The organism is Candidatus Deferrimicrobiaceae bacterium, from assembly GCA_036504035.1.
In the GTDB taxonomy this organism is placed as follows: Bacteria; Desulfobacterota; Deferrimicrobia; order Deferrimicrobiales; family Deferrimicrobiaceae; genus JANXPS01.
On record DASXVV010000013.1, the window covers coordinates 80,725 to 104,436 of the forward strand.

At 60.0% G+C, this 23,712-nt stretch carries 24 protein-coding genes and 3 tRNA genes; 5 read left to right on the forward strand and 22 right to left on the reverse strand.

The genetic code is table 11. The features are described from left to right. Positions 1–189 precede the first annotated feature (189 nt). From VGK27_11450 to VGK27_11465, 4 genes are read left to right on the forward strand one after another with little or no spacing between them, the layout of a single operon-like run. Positions 190–792 carry a hypothetical protein gene (locus tag VGK27_11450; GenBank protein HEY3490720.1) on the forward strand — a complete coding sequence of 201 codons (603 nt, stop codon included), beginning with the start codon at positions 190–192 and terminating at the stop codon, positions 790–792. Further along, complete coding sequence (locus VGK27_11455; protein HEY3490721.1) at positions 789–2,342, forward strand: multiheme c-type cytochrome; 1,554 nt, start codon at positions 789–791, stop codon at positions 2,340–2,342. The genes VGK27_11450 and VGK27_11455 overlap by 4 nt, the downstream gene beginning before the upstream one ends. An 8-nt stretch (positions 2,343–2,350) precedes the next feature. After that, positions 2,351–2,878 carry a TlpA disulfide reductase family protein gene (locus VGK27_11460; protein ID HEY3490722.1) on the forward strand — a complete coding sequence of 176 codons (528 nt, stop codon included), beginning with the start codon at positions 2,351–2,353 and terminating at the stop codon, positions 2,876–2,878. Between the two features lie 3 nt (positions 2,879–2,881). Further along, on the forward strand, positions 2,882–3,472 hold the full coding sequence (locus VGK27_11465) for a TlpA disulfide reductase family protein (protein ID HEY3490723.1): 591 nt from the start codon (positions 2,882–2,884) through the stop codon (positions 3,470–3,472). Here the strand turns inward: VGK27_11465 and VGK27_11470 are convergent. Then, complete coding sequence (locus tag VGK27_11470) at positions 3,440–4,108, reverse strand: hypothetical protein (GenBank protein ID HEY3490724.1); 669 nt, start codon at positions 4,106–4,108, stop codon at positions 3,440–3,442. The genes VGK27_11465 and VGK27_11470 overlap by 33 nt on opposite strands. Positions 4,109–4,185: 77 nt before the next feature. On the opposite strand from VGK27_11470, the gene VGK27_11475 reads away from it, so the two are divergent. Then, positions 4,186–4,398, forward strand: a complete 213-nt coding sequence (locus VGK27_11475) for a helix-turn-helix domain-containing protein (protein HEY3490725.1) — start codon at positions 4,186–4,188, stop codon at positions 4,396–4,398. Positions 4,399–4,759: 361 nt separating this feature from the next. On the opposite strand, the gene VGK27_11480 is transcribed toward VGK27_11475, so the two are convergent. From VGK27_11480 to guaA, 21 genes are all read right to left on the reverse strand, one after another. Beyond that, a complete protein-coding gene (locus VGK27_11480; protein HEY3490726.1) occupies positions 4,760–5,074 on the reverse strand; it encodes a hypothetical protein in 315 nt (104 codons plus the stop codon). A 12-nt stretch (positions 5,075–5,086) separates the two neighbouring features. Then, complete coding sequence (locus tag VGK27_11485; GenBank protein ID HEY3490727.1) at positions 5,087–5,464, reverse strand: hypothetical protein; 378 nt, start codon at positions 5,462–5,464, stop codon at positions 5,087–5,089. Positions 5,465–5,971: 507 nt separating this feature from the next. After that, a tRNA-Arg gene (locus VGK27_11490) sits at positions 5,972–6,047 on the reverse strand. Positions 6,048–6,057: 10 nt separating this feature from the next. Continuing rightward, complete coding sequence (locus tag VGK27_11495; GenBank protein HEY3490728.1) at positions 6,058–6,582, reverse strand: adenine phosphoribosyltransferase; 525 nt, start codon at positions 6,580–6,582, stop codon at positions 6,058–6,060. 75 nt (positions 6,583–6,657) lie between these two features. After that, complete coding sequence (gene surE / locus VGK27_11500; GenBank protein ID HEY3490729.1) at positions 6,658–7,425, reverse strand: 5'/3'-nucleotidase SurE; 768 nt, start codon at positions 7,423–7,425, stop codon at positions 6,658–6,660. Positions 7,426–7,527: 102 nt separating this feature from the next. Continuing rightward, positions 7,528–7,604, reverse strand: a tRNA-Pro gene (locus tag VGK27_11505). Positions 7,605–7,655: 51 nt separating this feature from the next. Continuing rightward, positions 7,656–8,048, reverse strand: coding sequence for a phosphomannose isomerase type II C-terminal cupin domain (locus tag VGK27_11510; protein HEY3490730.1), 393 nt, complete (start codon positions 8,046–8,048; stop codon positions 7,656–7,658). An 8-nt stretch (positions 8,049–8,056) separates the two neighbouring features. After that, positions 8,057–8,440: a MerR family transcriptional regulator gene (locus VGK27_11515; protein ID HEY3490731.1), complete on the reverse strand. Its 384-nt coding sequence runs from the start codon at positions 8,438–8,440 to the stop codon at positions 8,057–8,059. Continuing rightward, positions 8,437–8,724 (reverse strand): integration host factor subunit alpha, encoded by a 288-nt coding sequence (locus VGK27_11520; GenBank protein ID HEY3490732.1) that lies wholly within the window; start codon positions 8,722–8,724, stop codon positions 8,437–8,439. Before VGK27_11520 ends, VGK27_11515 begins: the two co-directional genes overlap by 4 nt. Positions 8,725–8,752: 28 nt before the next feature. Beyond that, the gene (gene pheT / locus VGK27_11525) at positions 8,753–11,164 is read right to left on the reverse strand and encodes a phenylalanine--tRNA ligase subunit beta (protein HEY3490733.1); all 2,412 of its coding nucleotides are present in this window, start codon (positions 11,162–11,164) and stop codon (positions 8,753–8,755) included. 31 nt (positions 11,165–11,195) lie between these two features. Then, the gene (pheS, locus tag VGK27_11530) at positions 11,196–12,209 is read right to left on the reverse strand and encodes a phenylalanine--tRNA ligase subunit alpha (protein HEY3490734.1); all 1,014 of its coding nucleotides are present in this window, start codon (positions 12,207–12,209) and stop codon (positions 11,196–11,198) included. 33 nt (positions 12,210–12,242) lie between these two features. Then, positions 12,243–12,602 (reverse strand): 50S ribosomal protein L20, encoded by a 360-nt coding sequence (gene rplT, locus VGK27_11535; protein ID HEY3490735.1) that lies wholly within the window; start codon positions 12,600–12,602, stop codon positions 12,243–12,245. Positions 12,603–12,738: 136 nt separating this feature from the next. Further along, positions 12,739–12,936, reverse strand: coding sequence for a 50S ribosomal protein L35 (gene rpmI, locus VGK27_11540; GenBank protein HEY3490736.1), 198 nt, complete (start codon positions 12,934–12,936; stop codon positions 12,739–12,741). A 5-nt stretch (positions 12,937–12,941) separates the two neighbouring features. Further along, a complete protein-coding gene (infC, locus tag VGK27_11545; GenBank protein HEY3490737.1) occupies positions 12,942–13,574 on the reverse strand; it encodes a translation initiation factor IF-3 in 633 nt (210 codons plus the stop codon). 11 nt (positions 13,575–13,585) lie between these two features. Beyond that, positions 13,586–15,439 (reverse strand): threonine--tRNA ligase, encoded by a 1,854-nt coding sequence (gene thrS / locus VGK27_11550; protein HEY3490738.1) that lies wholly within the window; start codon positions 15,437–15,439, stop codon positions 13,586–13,588. Between the two features lie 92 nt (positions 15,440–15,531). Further along, positions 15,532–15,608: transfer RNA gene (locus VGK27_11555), tRNA-Val, on the reverse strand. Between the two features lie 67 nt (positions 15,609–15,675). Next, entirely contained in the window at positions 15,676–16,992 is a 1,317-nt protein-coding gene (locus tag VGK27_11560) for a DUF512 domain-containing protein (protein ID HEY3490739.1), read from the reverse strand. Continuing rightward, positions 16,985–17,575 carry a CDP-alcohol phosphatidyltransferase family protein gene (locus tag VGK27_11565; protein HEY3490740.1) on the reverse strand — a complete coding sequence of 197 codons (591 nt, stop codon included), beginning with the start codon at positions 17,573–17,575 and terminating at the stop codon, positions 16,985–16,987. The genes VGK27_11560 and VGK27_11565 overlap by 8 nt, the downstream gene beginning before the upstream one ends. After that, positions 17,565–18,668, reverse strand: coding sequence for a GTPase HflX (gene hflX / locus VGK27_11570; GenBank protein HEY3490741.1), 1,104 nt, complete (start codon positions 18,666–18,668; stop codon positions 17,565–17,567). The genes VGK27_11565 and hflX overlap by 11 nt, the downstream gene beginning before the upstream one ends. Then, on the reverse strand, positions 18,668–22,153 hold the full coding sequence (gene dnaE / locus VGK27_11575) for a DNA polymerase III subunit alpha (GenBank protein ID HEY3490742.1): 3,486 nt from the start codon (positions 22,151–22,153) through the stop codon (positions 18,668–18,670). Before dnaE ends, hflX begins: the two co-directional genes overlap by 1 nt. A gap of 5 nt (positions 22,154–22,158) precedes the next feature. Further along, a complete protein-coding gene (guaA, locus tag VGK27_11580) occupies positions 22,159–23,712 on the reverse strand; it encodes a glutamine-hydrolyzing GMP synthase (GenBank protein ID HEY3490743.1) in 1,554 nt (517 codons plus the stop codon).

The window sequence follows — 23,712 nt, forward strand, 5'->3', positions numbered from 1 at the left end:
TATTATGTCAAATCACAATTGGAGCGAAAGTTGGGGCTGTGGACAACCCCCGCTCCCGTTCGATGATCGGCGCAGGACCGACCCCGCCATAAAAAAATACACAATCGATTTTTATCGCTGAATTTTTCCCGTGCTTTGTGCCGATTAAATACTGGTGTCCGAGACGAATCCGAAACGGAGCCCCAACCAATGAAGGGTCAGCCGAAGCGCCGATACCTGATCGATATCCGGACCCAGATCCCGTTCCTCCTGAAGATCGGGTCTGTCTGGGCCGGCGGCATTGTCCTGCTCTGCGGGTTGCTCTATTACCTGGCCGACGAGCAACTTGGACAAAGCTTTTACAGCATCCACCAGCGGCTCCGGAACACGTGGCAGATCCTGCTTCCGGCCGTCCTTGTCAGCGGAGGGCTTTCCTTCCTGGTGACGATCGGGACGACGGTCTTCCTGGCGCTCCGGGAATCGCACCGGCTGGGGGGGCCGATCTTCAAGTTCAACAAACTGTTCAAGGAACTTGAATCCGGAATATTGCACACCGATTTCCGGTTCAGGAACGGAGACCTCCTCTTCGACATGGGGGAAAATTATCGGGCTGCGCTGCAAGCGAACCGGGAACGGATGCGTGCGTTGCGGCACGCAACCGTTGATGCCGAGCGCGCCGTCAAGGAGATGGAACTTTCGATTCTGGCTCACAATCTTCCCGCTGAAGAAGCCGAGCTGGTCCGGGATGTCGCACGGAAGGTGCTCCTCGCCCGCGAAGAGGCTCAACGGTTCGACCTAGGCGCCGAATCTTGAGCAATCGGTTCAAAACCATCTCGATCGGCATCCTTATCCTGGTCTACGGATCGGTCTATGGAGGGCTGGCCCTATGGAGGCAGTATGCCGCGTACAGCAACCCGCACGCCTTCATGAAAGACCCGGCCCGATGTTCCGGATGCCACCTCGAATCGAAGCCCGAGAAGGGCCGGCCGTACCAAGTGATGAATTTCCGCCGAGACATCTATTCGCTTTGCGAACAATGCCACATGCTCAAAGTGACCCATCCGGTCGACGTGGCTCCGGGACGGATGACCGGGAACAAGCTGCCGCTCGACGCCGACGGCACGATGACCTGCGTGACATGCCACGCTCCCCACTCCGCCCCGTTTTCAAACCGGATGTTCACCGGGCGGACGACGTGGGAGAAAGTCCGCGACACGCTTTTTCCGATGCTTCCCGGCCGGTTCCGAACTCACTTCCTGCGGATGGCGACGCCCAGGGGAGAGCTGTGCGAACGCTGCCATGCGGGACGTTCGATCGCAACCCGGCGCGGAGAGATCAAGCCGACCGATCCCGCAACCTATGCCGGATCGAAAAGCTGCGAAAAGTGCCATCCTTCCGAATATGCGCAGTGGGGCAAAACGGCCCATGCCCGAATGCTGCGGAGCCCGCGCAAAGACCCGGGCGCACTCGTCGCGGTTTTCGGCGCCACTCCCCCCTTCCCTCCCTCGGAGATCGCCTACGTGTTGGGAAGTCGCAACGTCCAGCGCTTCATCAGCCGGCGGGGCGACTCCATGGTGGTGCGTACCCCGATCTGGCTGATCCGGGCCAAAAAATGGAATCTGTCTTATTGGCGCGAACTGGACTGGATCAGGCTTTGTTCGGGCTGTCACACTACAGGGATGGACCCGACGCAGGCTGCGTTCGCGGAGGAAGGGATCGGGTGCGAAGCGTGCCACGGACCCGGCAGGAAGCACGCGGCATCGACCGCCAAAAGCGACATCGTGAATCCGCGGAGGCTGCCCCCGGACCGGCGGGACATGATCTGCGAGGCGTGCCACACCGCCGGTCACGACAGCACGGGCGAATTCCGCTTTCCCGCCGGATTCGTACCCGGGGCCGACCTCACCCGGCATTTTTTCGGCCTGACGCCGAAGCCGGGGCAGGACGACCTCTCCTTCAAGGGAGACGGGAGCTACGAGGACCGGCACCGGCAATTCCTGTTCTGGCAGACGCAGATGCTGATCGTCGAGGGAGAGACCTGCGACCTGTGCAAGAATTTCAGGGAGGCGCGAAAGGAAACGACCGGTACCGGGCCGCAAAAGATGACCCCGGAGGAATACTGCGTTTCGTGCCACGACGGGACCATCGTGACGCTGGCCAGGTACCACGACCATCCCGAGGTCGCGTCACGCCGCTGCCAGGTTTGTCATCCACCGGTCCGGAATGCGGCCGGGGAAGTCTCGATCCATGATCACCGGTTCCTCCCAGATTCGGCGCTCCAGAAAAATGACTTTATTCCGTCCCCCGATTTCCGTAGCATCTGTTTTAGGTGTCACCCCGTTCCCCAATCGAAAGGAGTCTGATCCTTCCCATGAAAACTCGCCCTTCCGTTGCCCTTCTCGCGTTTGCGCTATTCCTGCTTGCCATCGTTCCCACCTCCTCCAGCGCCCTGTGCGTGAAGGTCGGAGAGGAGCTTCCGAACGTAACCCTTCCCACCCTCGAGGGGGAAAGCGTCTCCCTTCACAGCTTTCGCGGGAAGATCGTGATGCTCGCCTTCTGGGCCTCCTGGTGCCCCAGGTGCATGGACGAACTCACCTATCTCCAGGGAATTTCCAAGACGAGCCCCGACATCGTCGTCGTCGGCATCAACCAGGAAAGCCAGAACATCTCCCGGGCGCACAAGGAGCGGATCAAGCGGTCCCTCAAGGAAGGCAAGATCGATTTCACCGTTCTGGTCGACGAGAACCTTGACGCGTGGCGAACCTTCTGCATCAACGCCCTTCCTACCAGCATCATTCTCGACAAGAAAGGCGTCGTCCGCTTTGCCGAGCCCAATTACTACTGGGCGACCCAGGACAAGATCGCCGAGATCATCCAGGCCATCCGGCTCGGAAAATAGGCCATGTTTCGTTTCGAGGTCAACCGTTGGGCGACCGCGATCCTGCTCGCGGTCTGCGTGGGGATCAGCACGGCGGCGGTGCTTCCGGCCCGGGCCGAAAAGGATGTGCCCTCCCCTCTCCGCTCGATCGTCACCATCGGAGAGGCTGCTCCCGGATTCACGCTCAAGGATGTCAACGGCCGGAACGTCACCTTCAGGCCGGGATCGGGCAAGCCGACCCTCCTGGTCTTCTGGTCCGTCTTCTGCCCGCTGTGCAAGGAATTGACGCCGGCCACCAGCGCCATCGCGACTCGAAGCCGGAAATCGCTCGATGTCATCGGGGTCAACCTCGACGGGAAGCGCTTCACGAATGCGGTCAAGTCGTTCCTCAAGGACAACGGGATGAAGTTCCCCGTGGGGCTTGACGATATCCGGAACGACCTGTTCATCGCCTCCGATCCGTATGGCGTCGAGAAGACGCCCACGGCCGTGTTGGTCGAGGGATCAGGAAAGGTCTACAGGGTTTACGTGGCGGACAAGATGAGGGATCTTATCAAGAACTTCGATGCGGAGACCGCCGGCCTAAAAACGAAAGGCGCGAAAGGAAAGAAATAAATCGTTCCCTGTTTCCAGCGCCGCTTTCCCCCAGGCGAGATAGATGCTTTCGATACGTCCCCACCCTCCCGGGGTGCCGGGCGCAAAGACGAGCGGGATCCAGGCGGCCAGGAAAAGCAGGAAAAGCGCGAACGAGAATAGTCTTCCGCTCCGTAAAAGATCGGGTTGCCCCTGTCGGAATCCTTCCAGCGAAAATAACAAGTGCATGCCCAGCAGGAACCCGCCCCCAACGAGATAAGCGGTCGTCCCCCAGGGGGGAGCCGGCCTTAACAGGGTGCATGCGAGCATGAGCAGCAGGCCGTAGAACGGGAACAGGTACGGCGCCAGGTCGATCCAGACATTCGTCCCGTCGATCACGACGCGCCCCCCGTCCCGGGAGGTGATGTGGAAGCCGTGGACGGTCCGCAGGAACAGTTTCGCGATCACGAGGTGGGTCAGCTCGTGTCCCCACAGGTAGAGCCTTTCCGGCTTCCGGATGAAGACGTGGAATCCGAGATAGACGACCACCCCTCCACCCACTGAAAATAGCTCCTGGCAGGAATAAAACCGGGTCACCAGCCCAGGGGCCGCCCAGACCACCAGCATGTCTGCCAGCAGCAGCGGGATCGCGATCGCGCTGTAGATGAATAATCTCAATGATGCATTTCCTGATTTACAGAAATATAACAGAATGTTATTTTGTGTCTATCCGGGATTCGAAAGGTGGCGCCACAATGACTGCGAATCAACCCCTTCCCGAATTGCCAAACATTCTCAAGACGCATGACCTCGCCATCCTCCTCGACCTGAGCCCGGACGCCGTCAACGACATGGCCCGGAAAGGGCTGCTCAAGGGGTACAAGAGCGGAAACCAGTGGCGATTCCGGCGGAAGGATGTCGAGAGGTTCCTGACCGAACAAGGGAAGATGATGGTGCCCCCGGGGTGACTCGAACACCCGGCAAACGGTTTAGGTAAATCTTGCCACGTGACATGACAAGGCAAGTGGTCATTGTTTTCCAAGGTGTTGAAAAATATGCGCGGGTCCATGAAGAGGTTTTTTCTGTCACAGCAGATGGAGATATTATGTCACGAAAACCGCCGCAATTATCCGATGAGAAAATAGTTTTCCCGCCCGGAATCGAGATTAGGACGTCATCTTAAAACTCGTTGGACGACGACTGATTTTCAGATAAGTTCCACAAGCATCCCCGTTCTCGGGCCATTTTTCTTAGCAGCAAGCACGCCATTTTCGTTTGCGGGAAGTGGACCATCACAGATCGTTGTTTATTGGTTATAGATTCATCTCCTTATTTCCGCCTTCCGCCTCGGCGCTCGACAACATGGAATCCAAAACCGACAGCGCCTGGGTCTTCTCGACTGTACCGAGCAGCCTGCTCAACAGCCTCTTGTACGTCTGGATGGAGCGGTCTGCCAAGCATTTCTGTGTAGCTAACATCTCCACATATTTGTTTATGGAAGTCTGCACGCTCAACCTCCTCCTTCTTGTGCTTGTGCCACAATTCCCTGACGATAAAGATGAATCCTATTGCCATGAGATATCCCAACCAATCTACATGGCGATAGGGTGACACGTTGAATAGTTCTCTCAAGAAATCATCCATCTTTGCTCCTTTTTAGTAGAAAGATTTGCTTGTGTTGTGGACCCGACTTGGAAAGCCATACCGTCTTCCCCGTGCTGATTTTTCTGTGTCTGATACCCTGTTCTTTATTTCCATTTGCTTATCGTATTCCGCCTCTTTCTCCTTTTGTATTGCTTCTCGTTCTTTGTCGCGAGCTTCGGCCTCGGCTCTGACTCTGGCTTCATCCACACGTCTAACCATTTCCTCATGCTGCAACAGTGCGAAGCCCTTGTCCCCAGCCTTCGATATTCCCTCCGTGTCAAATCCATCCGAGACTACGAACCCCGCCCTGATAGATGCCGCTTGGGTTGTGGGGGTATATTCTATGTAGGCGGAATCGCTATAAACACTCTTCACAATGCCGCTTGCCACCGGCTTGCCTTCGTTATTAAACACTCTCACTTCTGCCCCAGTAGAAAATACACCCCCAACAGGCATAATAACGATTCTGCTAGTTGCGGGGATATTGCGGGAGACGACGCCGTAGGAGGGGGTAATTGCTTGGTCGAAAGCGAAACATATTGCGGAAGTGAATGTTAATAGCGATGCTAAAAATACAATTGTTTTACACGTTTGGTCATGTCTTCGCATGATTAGGTTATGAAGTTCTCCAAGAATACCAGTGAAAACATTTCAGATGATTTTCGTAATAATAATTGGATTACATATCAATAAAAAGTGTATCCATATTAGACCTGTGAATTTGCGATATGCAGTATACGCCAAATTTCTATCTGGATGTAAAAATATTTGTCACAAGTAGTAGCGGAAAAATAGGAAAAATTCGTAGTTGGTCACAAATTGGACACAACGGTAAATATCGAATCATTTTACATGACACGAAAATTTTAGAAGTTACTGATATTACAAAGGAAAAAGTGGTGCCCCCGCGTGGACTCGAACCACGGCACGCGGTTTAGGAAACCGCTGCTCTATCCACCTGAGCTACGGGGGCACGTGAGGAATTACTCGTCGAATTCGATCAGGGAAAATACCTTCCGGGGGGCAAGTTTCTGGCGGCCGCTCAGGAACCGCAACTCTGCCAGGAAGCAGCATTCGACGATCTCGGCTCCCATGTGTTCGAGCATGCCCGAAACGGCGGAGACGGTTCCTCCGGTTGCGAGAATGTCGTCGGCGATGATGACACGCATCCCGGGCGTGATGGAATCCGCGTGGATCTCTAGCTTGTCCTTGCCGTATTCGAGGTCATAGTCGGCGGAAACGGTTTTGTGCGGCAGTTTCCCCGCCTTGCGAACCAGGATGACCCCCGTTCCGAGCTTGTAGGCCAGTGCAGCGCCCATGACGAATCCGCGGGCCTCGATTCCGACCACCGCGTCGATCTTCTTGTCGAAATAACGATGGGAGATCAGGTCGATCGTTTCCTGGAACGAGGTCGGATCGGCCAGAAGGGTCGTGATGTCCTTGAACTGGATTCCCTTGATCGGGAAATCGGGAATATTCCGGATCTGATTCTTGAGGTCGCTTAACATCTGGTCGTCATCCTTCGTTCCAGAATGATTTTCGGGAAACTCGGATTGTACCCGAAAATGACGAGAAAGTCGTTATCACCATTTCCAGCGCCGTAGCGGCTTCAGCGAATCGTACCGGGTCAGATCGAGATGAAGGGGGGTCACCGAGATATAGCCCTCCTCGACGGCCTCAAGATCGGATCCGGGAACCTCTTCATGAGAAAGCGCATCGCCGCCGATCCAATAATAGAACCGTCCCCTTGGATCGCGTTTCCGGACGATCGCGTCCCCGTAGATCCGCCTTCCCATCCGGGTGACGCGGACGCCGCGAATCTCATTATCGGGAACGGCCGGAACGTTCACATTGAGGAGCGTATCGGGCGGCAATCCTTTTTCGAGCACGTTCAGGGCGACCCGCTTCGCGAACTCGGCCGCTTTCACGAAATCGAATCGCTCCCACGTCGCCAGCGAGAACGCGATCGACGGAAGCCTGAGGAGCGTTCCCTCCATGGCTGCCGCGACGGTCCCGGAATAGGTGATGTCGTCGCCCATGTTCGCTCCTTTGTTGATCCCGGAGACGACGAGGGCGATCTTCTTGCGGCGCAGGATGCCGTTGACCGCCAGGTTGACGCAATCGGTCGGCGTTCCGTCGACGGAATACCAGCCGGGGGACAGTTCGTCGACGCGCAGGGGGCGAGAGAGGGATAGCGAGTGGCCGGCGGCGCTGCGCTCGCGGTCGGGCGCCACGACCACGACGGTGCCGATCTCGGACATGGCGGCGGCAAGCGCGCGAATGCCGGCCGACCGGATACCGTCGTCGTTGGACACCACGATCAGCGGGGGCTTTGCGGAAGACTTGCGCAACGGAACTTTTCCCCTTTCACGGGCCCGACGGGAACCTGTCGTTCACCGGATGCAAAAAGAGGGCTACGGCAGTGCCCGTAACCCCCTTTGAATATTCAGAAATGGTCGGGACGACTGGATTTGAACCAGCGACCCCTTGCACCCCATGCAAGTGCGCTACCAAGCTGCGCTACGTCCCGACCCGCAAAAAATCAATTCTACACGAACCGCCGGGACCTTGTCACGTAAAATCAATGACGGTTGTAATCGTCCGCGAGGCGCTCGATGTCATCCTCGCCGACGTAGGCGCCGGTCTGGACTTCGATGATGACCAGGTCGTTATTCCCGACGTTCTGGACCCTGTGAACCGCACCCAGCGGGATGCTCACGTTATCGCCGGCCGAGAGCGGAAGTTCTTCGTCTCCACGCGTGACGATCGCATTTCCCTGGACGATGTGCCAGTGCTCGGCCCGCTTCTGATGACGCTGGAGGCTCAGGCGTTGCCCGGGATGGACCAGGAACCGTTTGACCTTGTAGCCCTCGTCGACGAAGAGCACCAGGTAATAGCCCCAGGGGCGATCGCCGCGTTTGCCGGCAAGTCTGTTGAAGAAGTTGGCGATGCGATCTTGAAGGTTCAGCGACATGGATGATCCTATCGGCGGTCCAGAATCGACTTGATGGCGACAAGCTCTTTCTTGACCAGGCGAAGGGCCGACTTGTGCGGATTTTCCTTCAGGTCGAGGGCAAGCTGTCGTTGCTTCTCTTTCATGCGGTCTTTCAGCTGCAAGCGTGCGCCTTCGATCGTGAATCGTTCTACGTGAAGCATCTGGCGAATTTCAAGCAGGATTTCGACTTCGTGCCTTTTGTAGATGCGATGGCTGGAGCGGTTTTTTGCTGTCGCGAGGTTGAACTCGGTTTCCCAGAAGCGAACGACATAGGGCTTGACGCCGAGAAGTTCGCTGACTTCCCCGATTTTGAAATAGAATTTATCGGGAATCGCGGGGGATGTCACGTCGAGTGTCGTCGATCGGTTCAACTCTTGGGCGGTTCGTTGATGAACGCCTTGAGGATCTGGCTCGGACGGAAAGTCAGGACCCTGCGGGCGGTGATTTCGATGTCATCGCCGGTTTGCGGGTTGCGCCCCTTCCGCGGGCGCTTGTCGCGCAAGACGAAGTTTCCGAAACCGGAGATTTTGATCTTGTCCCCCGACTTGAGGGTGTGCTTAAGCGTGTCGAAGATATCCTCGACGATTTCCTGTGCCTCTTTCTTGGAAAGGCCTACCTTCTCGTAAACGATGTCAACCAGGTCTGCTTTCGTCATCAGGCCCTCCCCGGGATTCGCATTCCTGTCACGAGGTGCGAATCTTTCCGCCGAAGCGATTGTCCAATAAATTTAATATCTTGGTATGTATACTATTAACCTCTGATTCGGTCAAGGTCCTGTCGGACGGTTGCAGTTTGACCCGGAAGGCGATGCTTTTCTTTCCCTCCCCGATCTTGTCGCTCGTAAAGACATCGAAAACCGATGCGGATGCGATCTCGGGCGAAAGCTCGCGCACCATGGCCAGGATGTCCCCCACCGCCGCCACCGAGGGGACGATGCAGGCGTAGTCCCTGAACACGGGGGGAAATTTCGGGATTTCCCGGTGGAGGGCCGGATGCGGCTCGTTAGAAAGCGCAACGGGGAGACGCAATTCAGCGTAGCAGACCGGTCGTTCTATATTGAATTCGGATAGAAGGTCGTGGGAAATTACGCCAACCCAGCCGACGATCTCCCCCTTCATGATGATGTCGGCCGCCTGTCCCTCTACGTAGAATGGCCGGGAGCCGGTCGGAACGAAGTGGACCGGGCCTGCCCCCAAAACGTTCAGAACGCCTTCGGATATCCCCTTGACGTCGAAAAAATCGACCCCCTCGTGGGCCCCCGACCAGGCGCCGGGAAGACGGTGGCCATACAGGGCGAAGGCGATCCGGGGTTCTTCGAAATGGAAGCGCTCGTACGATTTTCCGAATGCCTTGCCCGTTTCGAACAAGCGGATCTCGTCGATAAAGCGGCGGACATTCGACGAGACGTTGTGGAGCAGGCCTGCCAGGAGATCCGGGCGCATCACTGTCATGTCGTCCGAGAGCGGATTGGCAAGCCGCATCGCATCGGCGGCATCGAAGCCGATCCGGGCTCCCAGGCGCAACAGCTCTTTTTCGGAGACGAAGGAATAGTTGATGACCTGCGAGAAGCCCTGGGTCCGAAGGTATTCGCTCCCTCGCTCGACCGCGGCGGTGAAGCGGTCGTCCGCCGAGAATTCGGGCCCTGTCTCTGACCCGGGAAAGGTCGTCGGGATCGTGTCGTATCCGGTCAGCCGGGCGATTTCCTCGATCAGGTCGATCTCGCGCTCGATATCGAAGCGATTGGAAGAGACGCCGACCTGCCATGCCCCCGCCTCGGGTACGGAAACAGGGAACCCGAGCCGATCGAAAATCGAACGGCAGCTGTCGGCGCCATAGACGCGCCCGATGATGCGGTCGGCCTGTTCGGGTCGAAACGGGACCGTCCGCGTGAAGTCGCGGTCGCCTCCGATGTCGATGATCCCCGGGGCGACGGTCGCTTGTGTGATCTGCGACAGGAGCGAGGTCGCGCGTTGGACGGCATAGAGGGTTCCGGCGGGGTCGACACCGCGCTCGAACCGATAGGAGGATTCGCTGGAGATCCCCATGCGGCGGGCGGCGAACCGGATCGCCGAAGGTGCGAAGTGGGCGCTCTCGAAAAGCACGCGTTTGGTCTCTGCGAGCACCTCGGTGTTCTGACCGCCCATGACGCCGGCGACTGCGACGGGGCGCTCTCCGTCCCAGATGAGCAGCATCTCGGGCAATGCCTTTCGCTTGACGTTGTCGAGCGTGACGAACTCCCGCTCGATCCCGGAGCGCCGGACGTCGATACGGCCTCCCGCGAGACGATCGAGGTCGAAGGCATGCATCGGTTGCCCGACCTCGAGCAACAGGTAGTTGGTGATGTCGACGACGTTGTTGATCGGACGAATGCCGCAAAGCGACAGTCGTCTCTGCATCCAGGCCGGCGATGGCCCGATCGTCAGGCCGGTCATGACCCGGGCGGAATAGCGGGGGCAGAGATCGGGGTCGGTCACGGCAACCGAAGCCAGAGTCTTGGCCTCGGGTCCCATTTCATGAATCGGGGTGTCGGGGAGGACCACCTTTTCGCCGGTCAGGGCGGCAACCTCGCGAGCGACGCCGAGAACGCTCAGGCAATCGCCCCGGTTGGGGGTGATCTCGACCTCGAGCAGGTGGTCGGAAAGTCCGAGCGCCACGGCCAGGGGGGTGCCGGGAACCGAGTCGGCCGGCAGGATCATGATCCCCGCGGATTCCTCGGCAAGTCTCAACTCTGTCTCTGAGCAGAGCATCCCCTCGGATATCTCGCCGCGGATCTTGGCCTTTTTGATCTCGATCCCGTTGGGCAGCTTTGCGCCGATTTTCGAGAGGGCGACGTGATCGCCGGCAGCCATGTTCTTCGCACCACAGACGATCGGGTATTCGCGCTCCCCGTCGGTTACCCGGCAAAGGGAAAGCTTGTCCGCGTTGGGGTGAGGTTTTTTCTCGAGGATCTTCGCGACGACGACGTGATCGAGTCCGTCACCGAGAAACCGACAGGAGGAGACCTCGATGCCACCCATGGTCAGTGCCTCTTGCAACTGAAAGGGCGACAAGCGGGTGTCGATGAACTCTCGAAGCCAGGAATACAGGATCTTCAAAGCGAGACTCCCCCAGGAATGGCAAAGATGGCTAAAAGCGGGAAAGGAAACGGAGATCGTTTTCGAAAAAGAGGCGAATGTCTCCGATGCCGTGGCGAAGCATCGCGATCCGTTCGACGCCCATGCCGAACGCGAACCCGGAGTAGATTTCGGGGTCGTAGTCGACGAATCCGAAAACTGCGGGGTCGACCATGCCGGCCCCGAGGATCTCGAGCCAGCCGCTCTCCTTGCAAACCCTGCAACCTTTTCCACCGCAGATGACGCACTCGATGTCGACTTCGGCGGAGGGTTCCGTGAAGGGAAAGAAGCTGGGGCGGAAGCGCAACGGCTTGCGTTCGCCGAACATCATGGCACAAAACTCGGTCAGGATTCCCTTGAGGTCGGAAAAGGTGATGCCCTTGTCGACCGCAAGCCCTTCGACCTGGTGGAACATCGGGCTGTGGGTGATGTCGGAGTCGCAACGATAGACCGAACCGGGAGCCACGATGCGGACGGGCGGCCTGGAGGCCTCCATGGTGCGGATCTGGATCGGGGAGGTGTGGGTGCGAAGCAGCAGGTCTGGCGTAGGGCCCGCCATGAAGAAGGTGTCCTGCATCTCACGGGCCGGGTGGTCGGCCGGAAAGTTGAGCGCCTCGAAATTGTAGTAGTCTTTTTCGATCTCGGGACCGAGGTGGGTGGAGAAACCGAGCCGGTTGAAAGCGGAAACGATGTCGGCCATGGTCCGGGAGATCGGGTGGCGATGCCCCATGGGCGGCACGCGTCCCGGAAGGGTTACGTCGATCTGCCCGGCCGCGTCGCGCAACTTGCGCTCACGCTCACGGAATTCGTTCAGGCGGGTGTCGAATGCGGCCTCGAGTGCCTGCCGTGCGGCATTGGCGGCGGCGCCGACCTGCTTGCGCTCTTCAATGGGGAGGCCCGCAAGCCCCTTCATGATCTCGGAGAGGGTCCCCTTCTTTCCGAAGAAGATGCCCTTGACCGAGAGGAGGTCGCTTTCCGACTTCGCGTCGGAAAGCGCCTTCAACCCCTCTTCGGTGATGTCGGAAATATGGTGATCGGCAGAATGCAAGGATATGCCCGCTTATTTCGCGAGGGCCGCCTTCGACTGGTCGGCCAGCGCCTTGAATGCTCCGCTTTCGTTGAGCGCGAGATCGGCCAGCATCTTGCGATCGACCTCGATGCCGGCGATCTTGAGACCGTGCATGAACTGGCTGTAGGACAGCCCGTTTTCGCGGGTCGCGGCATTGATGCGGGTGATCCAGAGCGAACGGAATTCGCGTTTGCGGACACGGCGGTCGCGATAGGCATACTTCAGCGCCCGGTCGACGGCTTCCTTGGCGGAACGGAGCAGGCGTCCCCCGCCTCCACGGAAACCCTTGACGAGCTTGAATACTGTACGGCGTTTCTTCTTGGCGTGTACGGCTCTTTTTACGCGGGGCATCTTGTTTCCCTCTTCTTTCGCGTGTTGCCCCGCCGGTCACGATGACCGGCGAAGGAAATTGAGGAGTGCCGGGAAGGGGCCTGTCCCCTTCCGATGTCGACAACCTGAAGCCCGCTCAGGGCGGGCAAACGAGGATTTAAAGGTACGGAAGCAGGCTGCGGATCGACTTCTCGTTGGTCGAGTGCACGAGCCCGCTCTTGCGGAGCGAGCGCTTACGCTTGCGATTCTTCGAGGTGAGAATGTGGCGTCGCCCCATCTTGCCTCGCTTGATCCCGCCTGCGCCAGTGGCCTTGAAGCGCTTCTTCGCGCCACTGTTGGACTTCATCTTGGGCATGGTCGTCAAACCTCCTGATTATCGGACGCGGCCGGATCCGGCCCGTTGTCGTCTTTCGGCCCGTCAGCCGGCTTGGCTTTGGCTGACGCTGCGGGTTTCGCCGGAACAGCGACCGGTTTCTTCTTGGGTTGCGTGGGGGCGAGGACGGTCATCATGGTCTTGCCCTCCATCTTGGGGGGGCTTTCGACCTTGCAGATTTCGCTGACGGACTCGAGAACGTGCTTCAGGACCTCGAATCCGCTCTGCGATGCATAGGCCAGCTCGCGCCCGCGAAACCGGACGGTCACCTTGACCTTGTCGCCTTCACTGAGGAATCGGCGGATGTGCTTGACCTTGGTATCGAGGTCGTGATCATCCGTCTTGGGACGAACTTTGATCTCCTTGACCAGGATGACGGTCTGCTTCTTGCGCGCTTCTTGTTCGCGTTTGCTCTGGATGTACTTGAACTTCCCGTAATCCATGATGCGGCAGACCGGCGGTGCGGCCATCGGGGCCACCTCGACCAGGTCAAGATCCGCTACACGCGCCCTTTGAAGCGCCTCGGAAGTGGAGATGACTCCCAACTGCTCGCCTTCGGCACCGACAAGGCGTACCTCGGGACAGTTGATCTGTTCGTTGATTCTGGATTCCTTCGCGATGACCCCCTCCTTTAACTTGCGCGGTTGTTGCGTTCGTTCCGTGCGATCTCGATGAAGGCGTCGAGCGTCATGGACGTCAACTGCTCCCCACCGCGGCGGCGCGGCGTGACCTGCCGGTCGGTGACTTCACGGTCGCCGATGACCAGGGCATAGGGAACCTTTTTCAACTGCGACTCCCGTATCTTATACCCGAGTTTTTCGTTTCGGGCATCAACTTCCGTTCGGAACCCTTCGGACTTCAGGCGGTCGCGCAACTCGTAGGCGTAATCCGCGGCCTTGTCGGTGACGGGAAGGATGTCGATCTGGACCGGGGCAAGCCAAAGCGGGAAGGCGCCGGCATAGTGTTCGACCAGCACGCCGAAGAAGCGTTCGAGGGACCCCATCAGTGCGCGGTGGATCATGATGGCGCGGTGGCGGGAGCCGTCTTCTCCGACGAAAGTGCAGTCGAACCGCTCGGGCAGGTTGAAGTCGACCTGGATCGTGGAGCACTGCCAGGACCGGCCCAGCATGTCCTTGATCTTGATGTCGATCTTGGGGCCGTAGAAGACCCCCTCGCCCGGGTCGACTTGATATGGGATTCCCTTGCGATCAAGGGCGCTCTTGAGGGCGTTCTCGGCTGCAGCCCAGTTTTCGTCGGAGCCGACGGATTTCTCGGGGCGGGTCGACAGGTAGATGTCGTATTGCGAGAAACCGAAGCTGCCGAGGATGAACAGCGTGAAGTCGAGAAGCTTGTAGATCTCCTCGTCGAGCTGGTCGGGGCGCATGAAGATATGTGCGTCGTCTTGTGTGAAGCCGCGGACGCGGAGAAGACCGTGGAGCGTCCCCGAGGGCTCGTAACGGTAGACGGTGCCGAGTTCGGCGTAGCGAATCGGCAGATCGCGATAGGATCGCATGGAGGAATTGAAGATTTCGATGTGGAACGGGCAGTTCATGGGCTTGAGCTGGTAGGCCTGTCCTTCGACCTCGATGCCCGCGTACATGGCGGCCCGATAGAAATCGAGGTGCCCGCTCGTGCGCCAGAGGTCTTGGCGGGCGATGTGGGGAGAAAAGACCAGGTCGTAGCCGGAGGCCTCGTGCTGCGCGCGCCAGAAATCTTCGATGACCTTGCGGACCATGGCGCCCTTGGGGTGCCAAAGGATGAGCCCGGGGCCGACCTCGTCGTTGATGCTGAACAGATCGAGATCCTTGCCGATCTTGCGGTGGTCCCGCTTCTTGATCTCTTCGAGGAGACGGAGATGCTCGTCGAGATCCTTCTTGCCCGCGAAGGCGACGCCGTAGATGCGCGTAAGCATCTTGTTGGACGAGTCGCCGCGCCAGTAAGCGCCGGCGGTGGTCATGAGCTTGTAGGCGCCGATCTTTCCGCTGGAGGGAACGTGCGGTCCGCGGCAAAGGTCGAGGAATTCGCCGACCTTATAAATGGAGACCGTGGCATCGGGGATGTCGGCGATCAGCTCGAGTTTGTACGGCTCGCCCGGGAAGAGAGATCGGGCGGCATCTTTGCCGACGACGTCGCGGAGGAAGGGAAGATCGGCCTTGACCAGCTCGGCCATCTTTTCCTCGATGCGGGAAAGGTCTTCGGTTGTAAAGGGAGTCTCGACATCGAAATCGTAGTAGAAGCCGTTTTCAATGGCGGGGCCGATGGTGATGCGCGCTTCAGGGAAGAGCATCTTGACCGCCGCAGCCATGACGTGGGCGGTGCTGTGGCGGATGATCTCGATGCCTTCGGGAGAGGACGACGTGAGCCATTCGACGGCGGACGGGTCTTCGGGAGCCGGAGTCGAAAGGTCGACGGGGCTGCCGTTCACCTTGGCGGCGATGGCGACCTTGGCCTTGCCTTGCTGTTTCGCCAACTCGAATAACGTCATTTTGATCTACCTGTTCCAATAAAAAAAGTTCCCGGACACGTCTAACCCGAACCCCAAAAGCTGAAGGGATCAAGAGTGCCAGGGAAGGGAAATGGTGGGCGATACTGGATTTGAACCAGTGACCCCCTGCATGTCAAGCAGGTACTCTAACCAACTGAGCTAATCGCCCCCGAAACGCTCAAGAGGAAATAATATATCCGCTGGGATGATCGATGTCAACGGAAAGATGAACGAAATCAGGAAAAAACCGCCTCGTAAAACCCCGCAGGGGTCGGCTCGAAGAGGCGGACTTCGGTCCGGAGGGCACGGCCGAGATCGTCGGGCGTCATTCCGTCCAAAAAAACGTCGCCTGCATCGCGCAGCATGACGGAGGGGACATAAAGCCGGCGGGTTCGCCTTCCCTTGAAGGCGTGAAGGATATCGCCGCCGGAGACCAAACCCGTGACCGTGACGGATGGCCCCATGAGGCGATTGGGCACTGCGAGGGCGTCGAACCGACCGCCGGTCGAAAGGGAGAACCGCTCCAGGAAGGGCGCGACAAAGCCGATCGGCGACAGGCCGGTGACGACGACCCCTCCCCCATCGATCCGGCCGATTCGCTTTCGTCGGAAAAGCGCCGACGATGCGTCGAGAAACCGGCGGACGAGGCCGACTCCGTTTTCGATCTGGGCGAATCCGCCGTAGACCCGTCGAGCGGGGACCGGTCGGCCGGCAAGGAGATAATATTCGTCGGCGGCCATCACAAACGGCTCCCCGTCGTTATCTCCGGCTTCCCGTCGGAAGCGGTCGACCAGGGCGATCGTCGCCCTCGCCTCCTCGGGCGTGACCGGCCGCAGGTCGGGAAGGCCGTGGCGATGGGACGTCAAGCCCAAGGGTACAACGGAGACCGTGGACAGGCCCGGCCGAAAGGCCATGAGGTCGGAAAGCGATCGCTCCAGCACCGAGCCGTCGTTGATTCCGGGGCAGACGACGATCTGCCCGTGAAGCGTGATTCCGTTGCGCACCAGTCGCTTCATGACCTGGAGGATGTCGTGCGCGTGCGGATTGCCGAGCATCTTCCGGCGAAGAACGGGATCGGTCGCGTGGATCGACACGTAGAGCGGCGAGAGGCGGTAGCGGAGAATACGGGACATCTCCTCGTCGGTCACGTCGCTCATGGTGACGTATTGCCCGTGAAGGAACGAGAGGCGAACGTCTTCGTCCTTGACGTAAAGGGGTTTGCGCAATCCCTTCGGGAGCTGGTGGACGAAGCAGAAGATGCACCGGTTCCGGCATTTGCGGACGCGAACCGGTTCGGGGTAGATGCCGAGGGGGCCTTCGTCGGAGCGGAAGCGCGCGCTGTAAAGTTGCCCCGACCGGCTGGCCCATTCGAGCGAGAACCGTTCTTTCCCGGTCAGGAAAAAAAGATCGAGCAGGTCGGAGACGGGCTTGCGCGAAACGGAGATCAGGCGGTCGCCCGGGACGATTCCGGCCAGCGCAGCCAGGCTGTCGGGATCGACGCCCTCGACCCGCACATACTCCCGGCTTCGTAAAGGGTTCGCAGGCTTATCCATTGGCGAGCTTTCGCATTCCGATGGCGATGTACTGGGCGCCCGAGACCACGGTCGTCGCGGCGCATGCCGCCTCGACCCCGAGCGTCAGCCCTCCGGAGTCGCTTCCGGGCAAGCCGGCGAAAAAGTCGGGAAACCCGGTCAGCGCGAGGAAGTAGACCACGGTCAGGATCTGGACGAACGTATTGGCCTTGCTGATCCGTGTCGGATAGATCTCGGCGTCTTCCAGCAGCATGATGTAGAGGAAGCAGCCGATCAAAATAAAGATGTCGCGGCTGATGACGAGAACCGTGAGCCAGGTCGGGATGACGTGGACGATCGCAAGCACGATAAAAGCCGTGGCCATGAGCAGCTTGTCGGCGATCGGGTCGAGATAGGCGCCGATGAGCGTCCGTTGATGCAGCCACCGCGCAAGCAGCCCGTCGAGCCCGTCGCTCACCCCGCAGACCACGAAAACGATGATGGCTTCGTGCGGTTGTCCCGAAATGAGAAACCACGCGAAAAGCGGGAGCAGCAGGATTCGGACGGCGGTCAGGCCGTTCGCGATGTTGATCAGCCTCGCCTGATCGATCCGGTCATTCCGCATGGATTGCGGACAACTCCTTCTCGATGGCTTCAAGCAGCAGGTCGATACCGCCTCCGGTGACCGCAGAAACGGCATGCGCATCGGGCCAGTCGGAGTTTCCGGGGAAAACGGCCCCGAGGTCGCACTTGTTCAGGACGAGGAGCGACGGCTTGTCGTTATAGGCGAGCTCATTGAGGATGTTGACGACGGACTGGACGTTGGCTTCCGCCGCGTCGGAGCTTCCGTCGACCACGTGCAGCAACAGGTCGGCCTCGCCGATCCCCTCGAGGGTGGCGAGGAAGGCCTGTCGAAGTTCTTCCGGCAACTCGTGGATGAACCCAACCGTGTCGACCAGGATGGCGTTCTTCCCCGAGGGAAGTCGGAGCTTTCGCGCGGTCGGGTCGAGGGTGGCGAACAGCTGGTCGGCCACCAGGACGTCGGCCCCGGTCAGGCGGTTGAACAGCGTCGACTTCCCGGCGTTGGTGTATCCGACGATCGCGACGATCGGGAAGCCCACCTCTTTACGGCGTTCCTGGTGGAGCGTGCGGGTTCGGCGAACGGTCAAGAGCTCGGTCTGGATCTGCTTCATGACGGTCCGGATCTTCCGGCGATCTTCCTCGAGCTTTTTCTCGCCCGGGCCGCGCGTGCCGATGCCGCCCCCGAGGCGCGAAAGATCCTTCCGCGCCCCGATCAGCCTTCCGGCCCGGAAGGAAAGTTGTGCGAACTCGACCTGGAGCTTGCCTTCGCGCGTGCGTGCCCTCTGGGCGAAAATGTCGAGGATGACCTCGCGCCGGTCGAGAACCTTGACGCCGAGCTCTTTCTCGAGATTGAGCTGCTGCTTGGGGCGAAGCAGGTTCTGGAACACGACGACATCGACCCCGTGTTCCTCGACCGTGGCCTTCAGGCGTTCGAGCACGCCCGACCCGATGACGGTCGACGGATGCTCGACCTGGAGCATGTTGGTCTGCCCGCCCGCGACGTTTCCGCCGGCCGCCTCGACCAGCGCCTTGAGCTCCTTGAGCAGGTCAGGACGCAGGCGATGGGCGTTTTTCTGGCGACGCGGGGCCCAGACCAGCCAGGCTTTCTCGGACTTGCTGCGCGGAATCTCCTGCATCAGTGCAGCCGGAGGACGTCGTAGTTGAACAGTCCCCTCAGTTCCTTGGCGAGCTCGAGCGATGGGTTGACGCTGCAGCTGTCCGGGAGCTGCACGACGGCTTCGAATTCGCCGTTGCGGACCAGGTGGAGGTACCCCCTCTTTTCGCCGGCATGGCGGCGAAGGGTCTTGCGAAATGCCTGGACAAGCTCGGGTTGATAGGACTCGAGGTCGATCCGGTAGTGGACCGAACGTGCGAGGCGCTCCCGGATGTTTTCCATCCTGAAGATCTCGCGGGCGATGAGCTTGGTGGAGTTCTCCCCTTTTTCGACGCGGCCGATCAGGAAGATCGGTTCCTCGGAGGAGCACGCATCGATGCACTCCTTGTAGGTCTCGGCCCAGACGAGCACCTCGATGATGCCTTCGCGGTCCTCGATCGTCAGGATGGCGTACTTGTCGCCCTTCTTGGTGAGCTTCTCCTTGACCGAATTGATGACACCGCCGACCTTCACCTCGGCGCCGCTCCGAAGCTCGCCGATCTGAGCGGTCGACGTATTGGCGAAAAGCTCGATCTCGCCGGCGAAGGCGTCGAGGGGATGTCCCGTGATGTAGAAGCCGAGCGCTTCCTTTTCGTGGGCGAGACGCTCCTTTCGGGTCCAGAGCGGTTCGGGGGCCGGAGCGTCCTTCTCCTTTCCCGAGGAGGCCTTGTCGGAATCGGCAGGCGTGGAAACGCCGAACAGCGCGAACTGGCCGGATTCCTTGCGTTTCGCCTCGCGCTGGGCGGCGTCGATCATCGACGGGATCATGTCGACCAGGCGGCCGCGATCGGGATCGATCGAGTCGAAGGCCCCGGCCTTGGCGAGGCTCTCGAGAACGCTCTTGTTGACGCGGCGCAGGTCGACGCGGGCCATGAAATCGGACACCGTGGCGAAGGGCGACTCCTGCCGGGCCTCGGCGATGGCCTCGATGGCCGAGGAGCCCACGCCCTTGATTGCGGAGAGGCCGAAGCGGATGCCGTTTCCGGAAGGATGGAACGCAGCGCGCGACTCGTTGACGTCGGGCGGAAGGATCGGAATGTCGTGTTCGCGGGCGTCGTTGAAATAGCGGATGATCTTGGTGGTGTCGCCCGATTCCGAGGTCATCAGCGCGCAATAGAATTCGACCGGGTAGTGCGCCTTCAGATACGCGGTCTGGTACGCCACGAAACCGTAAGCCGCGCTGTGTGACTTGTTGAAGCCGTATTCGGCGAACTGGGCCATGAGGTCGAACAGCGCCTCGGCTTTCTTCGGCTCGAATTTCTTCGCGGCGGCGCCTTGAAGGAACATCTCCTTCTGTTTCGCCATCACGTCGACTTTTTTCTTTCCCATCGCTTTCCGGAGCACGTCGGCTTGTCCCATCGTGAAGCCGCCGATGGCCACGGCGATCTGCATGACCTGTTCCTGGTACACGATGACGCCATAGGTGTCCTTCAGGATCGGCTCGAGCTCGGGGAACATGTAAGAAGGCTTCTTGCGACCGTGACGGACCTCGATGTAGTCGGTGACCATCCCGCTGTTGAGCGGACCCGGGCGATAAAGGGCGACCATGTCGACCATGTGGGTGAAGCGTTCCGGCTTCAGGCTCCCGAGGAGCTCGGTGAACCCGCTGCTCTCGCACTGGAAAACGCCGGGGGTGTCCTTCCGCTGGAGCATCTCGTAGGTCGGTGCGTCGTCGATCGGGATGTGGTTGATGTCGATGTCGACGCCGCGCATCTCCTTGACCAGCTTGAGCGTATCGGCGATGGCCGTCAGCGTCCGCAGCCCCAGGAAGTCGAACTTGACCAGCCCGACCTTCTCGACGTCGGTCCCGGAAAGCTGGGTCGTGATTTCTTCCTTGGTGTTGCGGTAGAGCGCCGAGTATTCGGTGATGGGCTTGTCGGCGATGACGACGCCAGCCGCGTGGGTCCCGGCGTTGCGGGAAAGCCCCTCGATATCGCCGGCCAGGGCGAAAAGGTCGCGGATCTTGGGATCGGCCGCGATCATCTCGTTGAGCTTGGGCTCGACCTCGCGCGCTTTTTTGATCGTCATCTTGAGGTCGGCCGGGATCAGCTTGGCGATAATGTCGGCCTGCGCATAGGGAATTTCAAGGACACGGGCGACGTCGCGGATGGCCGCGCGCGCCTTCATCGTCCCGAAGGTGATGATCTGGGAGACGTGGTCGGCGCCGTACTTCTCCTTGACGTATTCGATGACGCGCTCCCGCTTGTCCTTGCAGAAGTCGCAGTCGATATCGGGGAGGCTCACCCGCTCGGGATTGAGGAACCGCTCGAAAAGGAGGTTGTAGGGGAGCGGGTCGATCTCGGTGATCCGCAGGCAGTAGGCGACCAGGCTGCCCGCCGCGCTACCGCGGCCGGGGCCGGTGGGCACCCCGTTGTCCCGGGCGTATTTCAGGAAATCGGCGACGATCAGGAAGTAGCCGGGGAAATCCATCCCTTCGATGACCGAGAGTTCGTATTCGAATCGTTCATGGTATCGGGCAAGTTCGCCTTCGGCGAGCGGAGGGCCATACGTTTCCCTTTCCTTGAGCCGCTGTTCGAGTCCCTTCGCGGCCTGCGCGCGCAATTCTTCTTTCGCGGTCCGGCCGGGGGGGAGCGGGAAATCGGGGATCTGGGGCTTCCCCAGCGTCAAGGTCACGTTGCACCGCTCCGCGATCCGGACGGTGTTGGCGAGCGCATCGGGGGCGATCTCGCCGAATGTTTTGGCGAATTCCTCGCCGCTCTTCACGTAGAAGTCGGTGGACTCGAATTTCATCCGCTTCGTGTCGCTGATCGTCTTGCCGGTCTGGAGGCAGAGCAGGATCTCGTGAAGCTTGTGGTCCTCGCGATGCAGGTAATGGGCGTCGTTGGTCGCGATGAGCGGCGTGTCGGTCTTGCGCGCCAGCGCGATCAGCTTCTCGTTGATCCGGTATTGTTCCTCGAGCCCGTTGTCCTGGATCTCGAGGAAGAAATTGCCGGGGCCGAAGATCTCCTTGTATTCGCCGAGCACGACCTCGGCCTTCGCCGGCCCGCCCTCGGCGAACGCCTTGGAGATCTCGCCCTGGAGGCAGGCCGACGCACCGATCAGTCCCTTGGAGTATCGGCGCAAAAGTTCCTTGTCGACTCGGGGCTTGTAGTAGTAGCCCTCGACGTGACCGAAGGAGACCAGCTTGAGGAGGTTGTGATACCCCTCGTCGGTCTCGGCCAGGACGATGAGGTGATAGGCCTTCTCGCCGCCGGGCTCGACGCTCTTCGTGAAACGGGAGCCGGGGGCAACGTACAGCTCGGAGCCGATGATCGGCTTGATACCGGCTTCACGAGCCTTTTCGTAGAACTCGATCGTGCCCATCATCGCGCCGTGGTCGGTGATGGCGACGGCGGGCATGCCGAGCTCCTTCACCCGCTTGATGAGCTGATCGATCTTGATCGTCCCATCCAGAAGGCTGTACTGCGAGTGCAGATGGAGATGAACGAATTCGTTGCCCTGAGGCATGTTCCCTATTCCCATTCGATGGTGGCCGGGGGCTTGGAGGAGATGTCATAGACGACCCGGTTGATCCCCTTGACCTCGTTGATGATGCGGCTGGACATCCGTTGCAGCAGGTCGTAGGGCAGCTGGACCCAGTCGGCCGTCATGCCGTCCTGGCTGTGGACGGCCCGGATCGCGGCCACGTTTTCGTAAGTGCGCTCGTCCCCCATGACCCCGACGGTCTTGATCGGGAGGAGCACCGCGAACGATTGCCAGATCGATTCGTAGAGGCCTGCCGCGCGGATCTCCTCGATGACGATGGCGTCGGCCTCGCGCAGGATGCGGCATCGTTCGGGAGTAACGGGCCCGATGATCCGGACCGCGAGACCGGGGCCGGGGAACGGCTGGCGGTCGATGATGTGGGCCGGGATGCCGAGCTCGCGCCCGAGCTCCCGGACCTCGTCCTTGAACAGCTCGCGGAGGGGCTCGACGAGCTTCAGCTTCATCCGGTCGGGAAGGCCGCCGACGTTGTGGTGAGACTTGATGACTGCCGACGGGCCTTTGAACGAAACGCTCTCGATCACGTCCGGGTAGAGCGTCCCCTGCGCGAGGAACGATACGTTGGGAATGTTGTGCTCGGCCTCCTCGAAGACGCGGACGAACAGCTCGCCGATGATCTTGCGCTTCTTCTCGGGATCTTCGACGCCGTCCAGACCGCCCAGGAACCGGTCGGTGGCGTCGATGTAATCGAGGTGGAGCCCGATGCCGTCGCGGAACGTCTCCACGACATCCTCGGCCTCCCCTTTCCGGATCAGGCCGTTGTTGACGAAGATGCAGGTCAGCTGGTCGCCGATGGCCTTATGGAGGAGAACGGCGGCCACGGAAGAGTCGACGCCGCCGGAAAGGCCGAGCACGACGCCATCTATTCCGACCGTCTCGCGGATCTTCCGGATGCTGGTCTCGACGAAGGAGTGCATCGTCCATGTGGGCGATACTCCGCAGACGCGGAACAGGAAATTCGCGAGGATCTCCTTGCCGCGAACGCTGTGGACCACCTCGGGGTGGAACTGGACGCCGTAGATGGTGCGGTCGAGGTTGGTCATCGCCGCGACGGGAGAGTTCTCGGAGCGGGCGATAATCGAGAAGCCCGGCGGCAGCGCGTCGATCCGGTCCCCGTGGCTCATCCAGACCTGGGTCGGGGCGTTGTTGTTGCGGAACTCGTCGATGCCGAGGAAGAGCGGGTCGCCCCACTCCCCCCGGATGTTGGCGAGGCCGTATTCGCGCTCTTCGGCCCTGGCGACCTTGCCGCCCAGGAGGTGCGTGATGAGCTGCATCCCGTAGCAGATGCCGAGGACAGGAACGCCGAGGGAAAAGATCTCCTTCGGGACGGTCGGGGCGCCTTCGGCGTAAACGCTCGCAGGGCCGCCCGACAGGATGATGCCCGAGGGGGCGAATGCCTTGATGAAATCGAGGCCCACCGTGCACAGGTGGATCTCGCTGTAGACCTTGAGCTCACGGATGCGCCGTGCGATCAGCATGGTGTACTGCGAGCCGAAGTCGAGGATGAGGATCTTCTGGTCCAA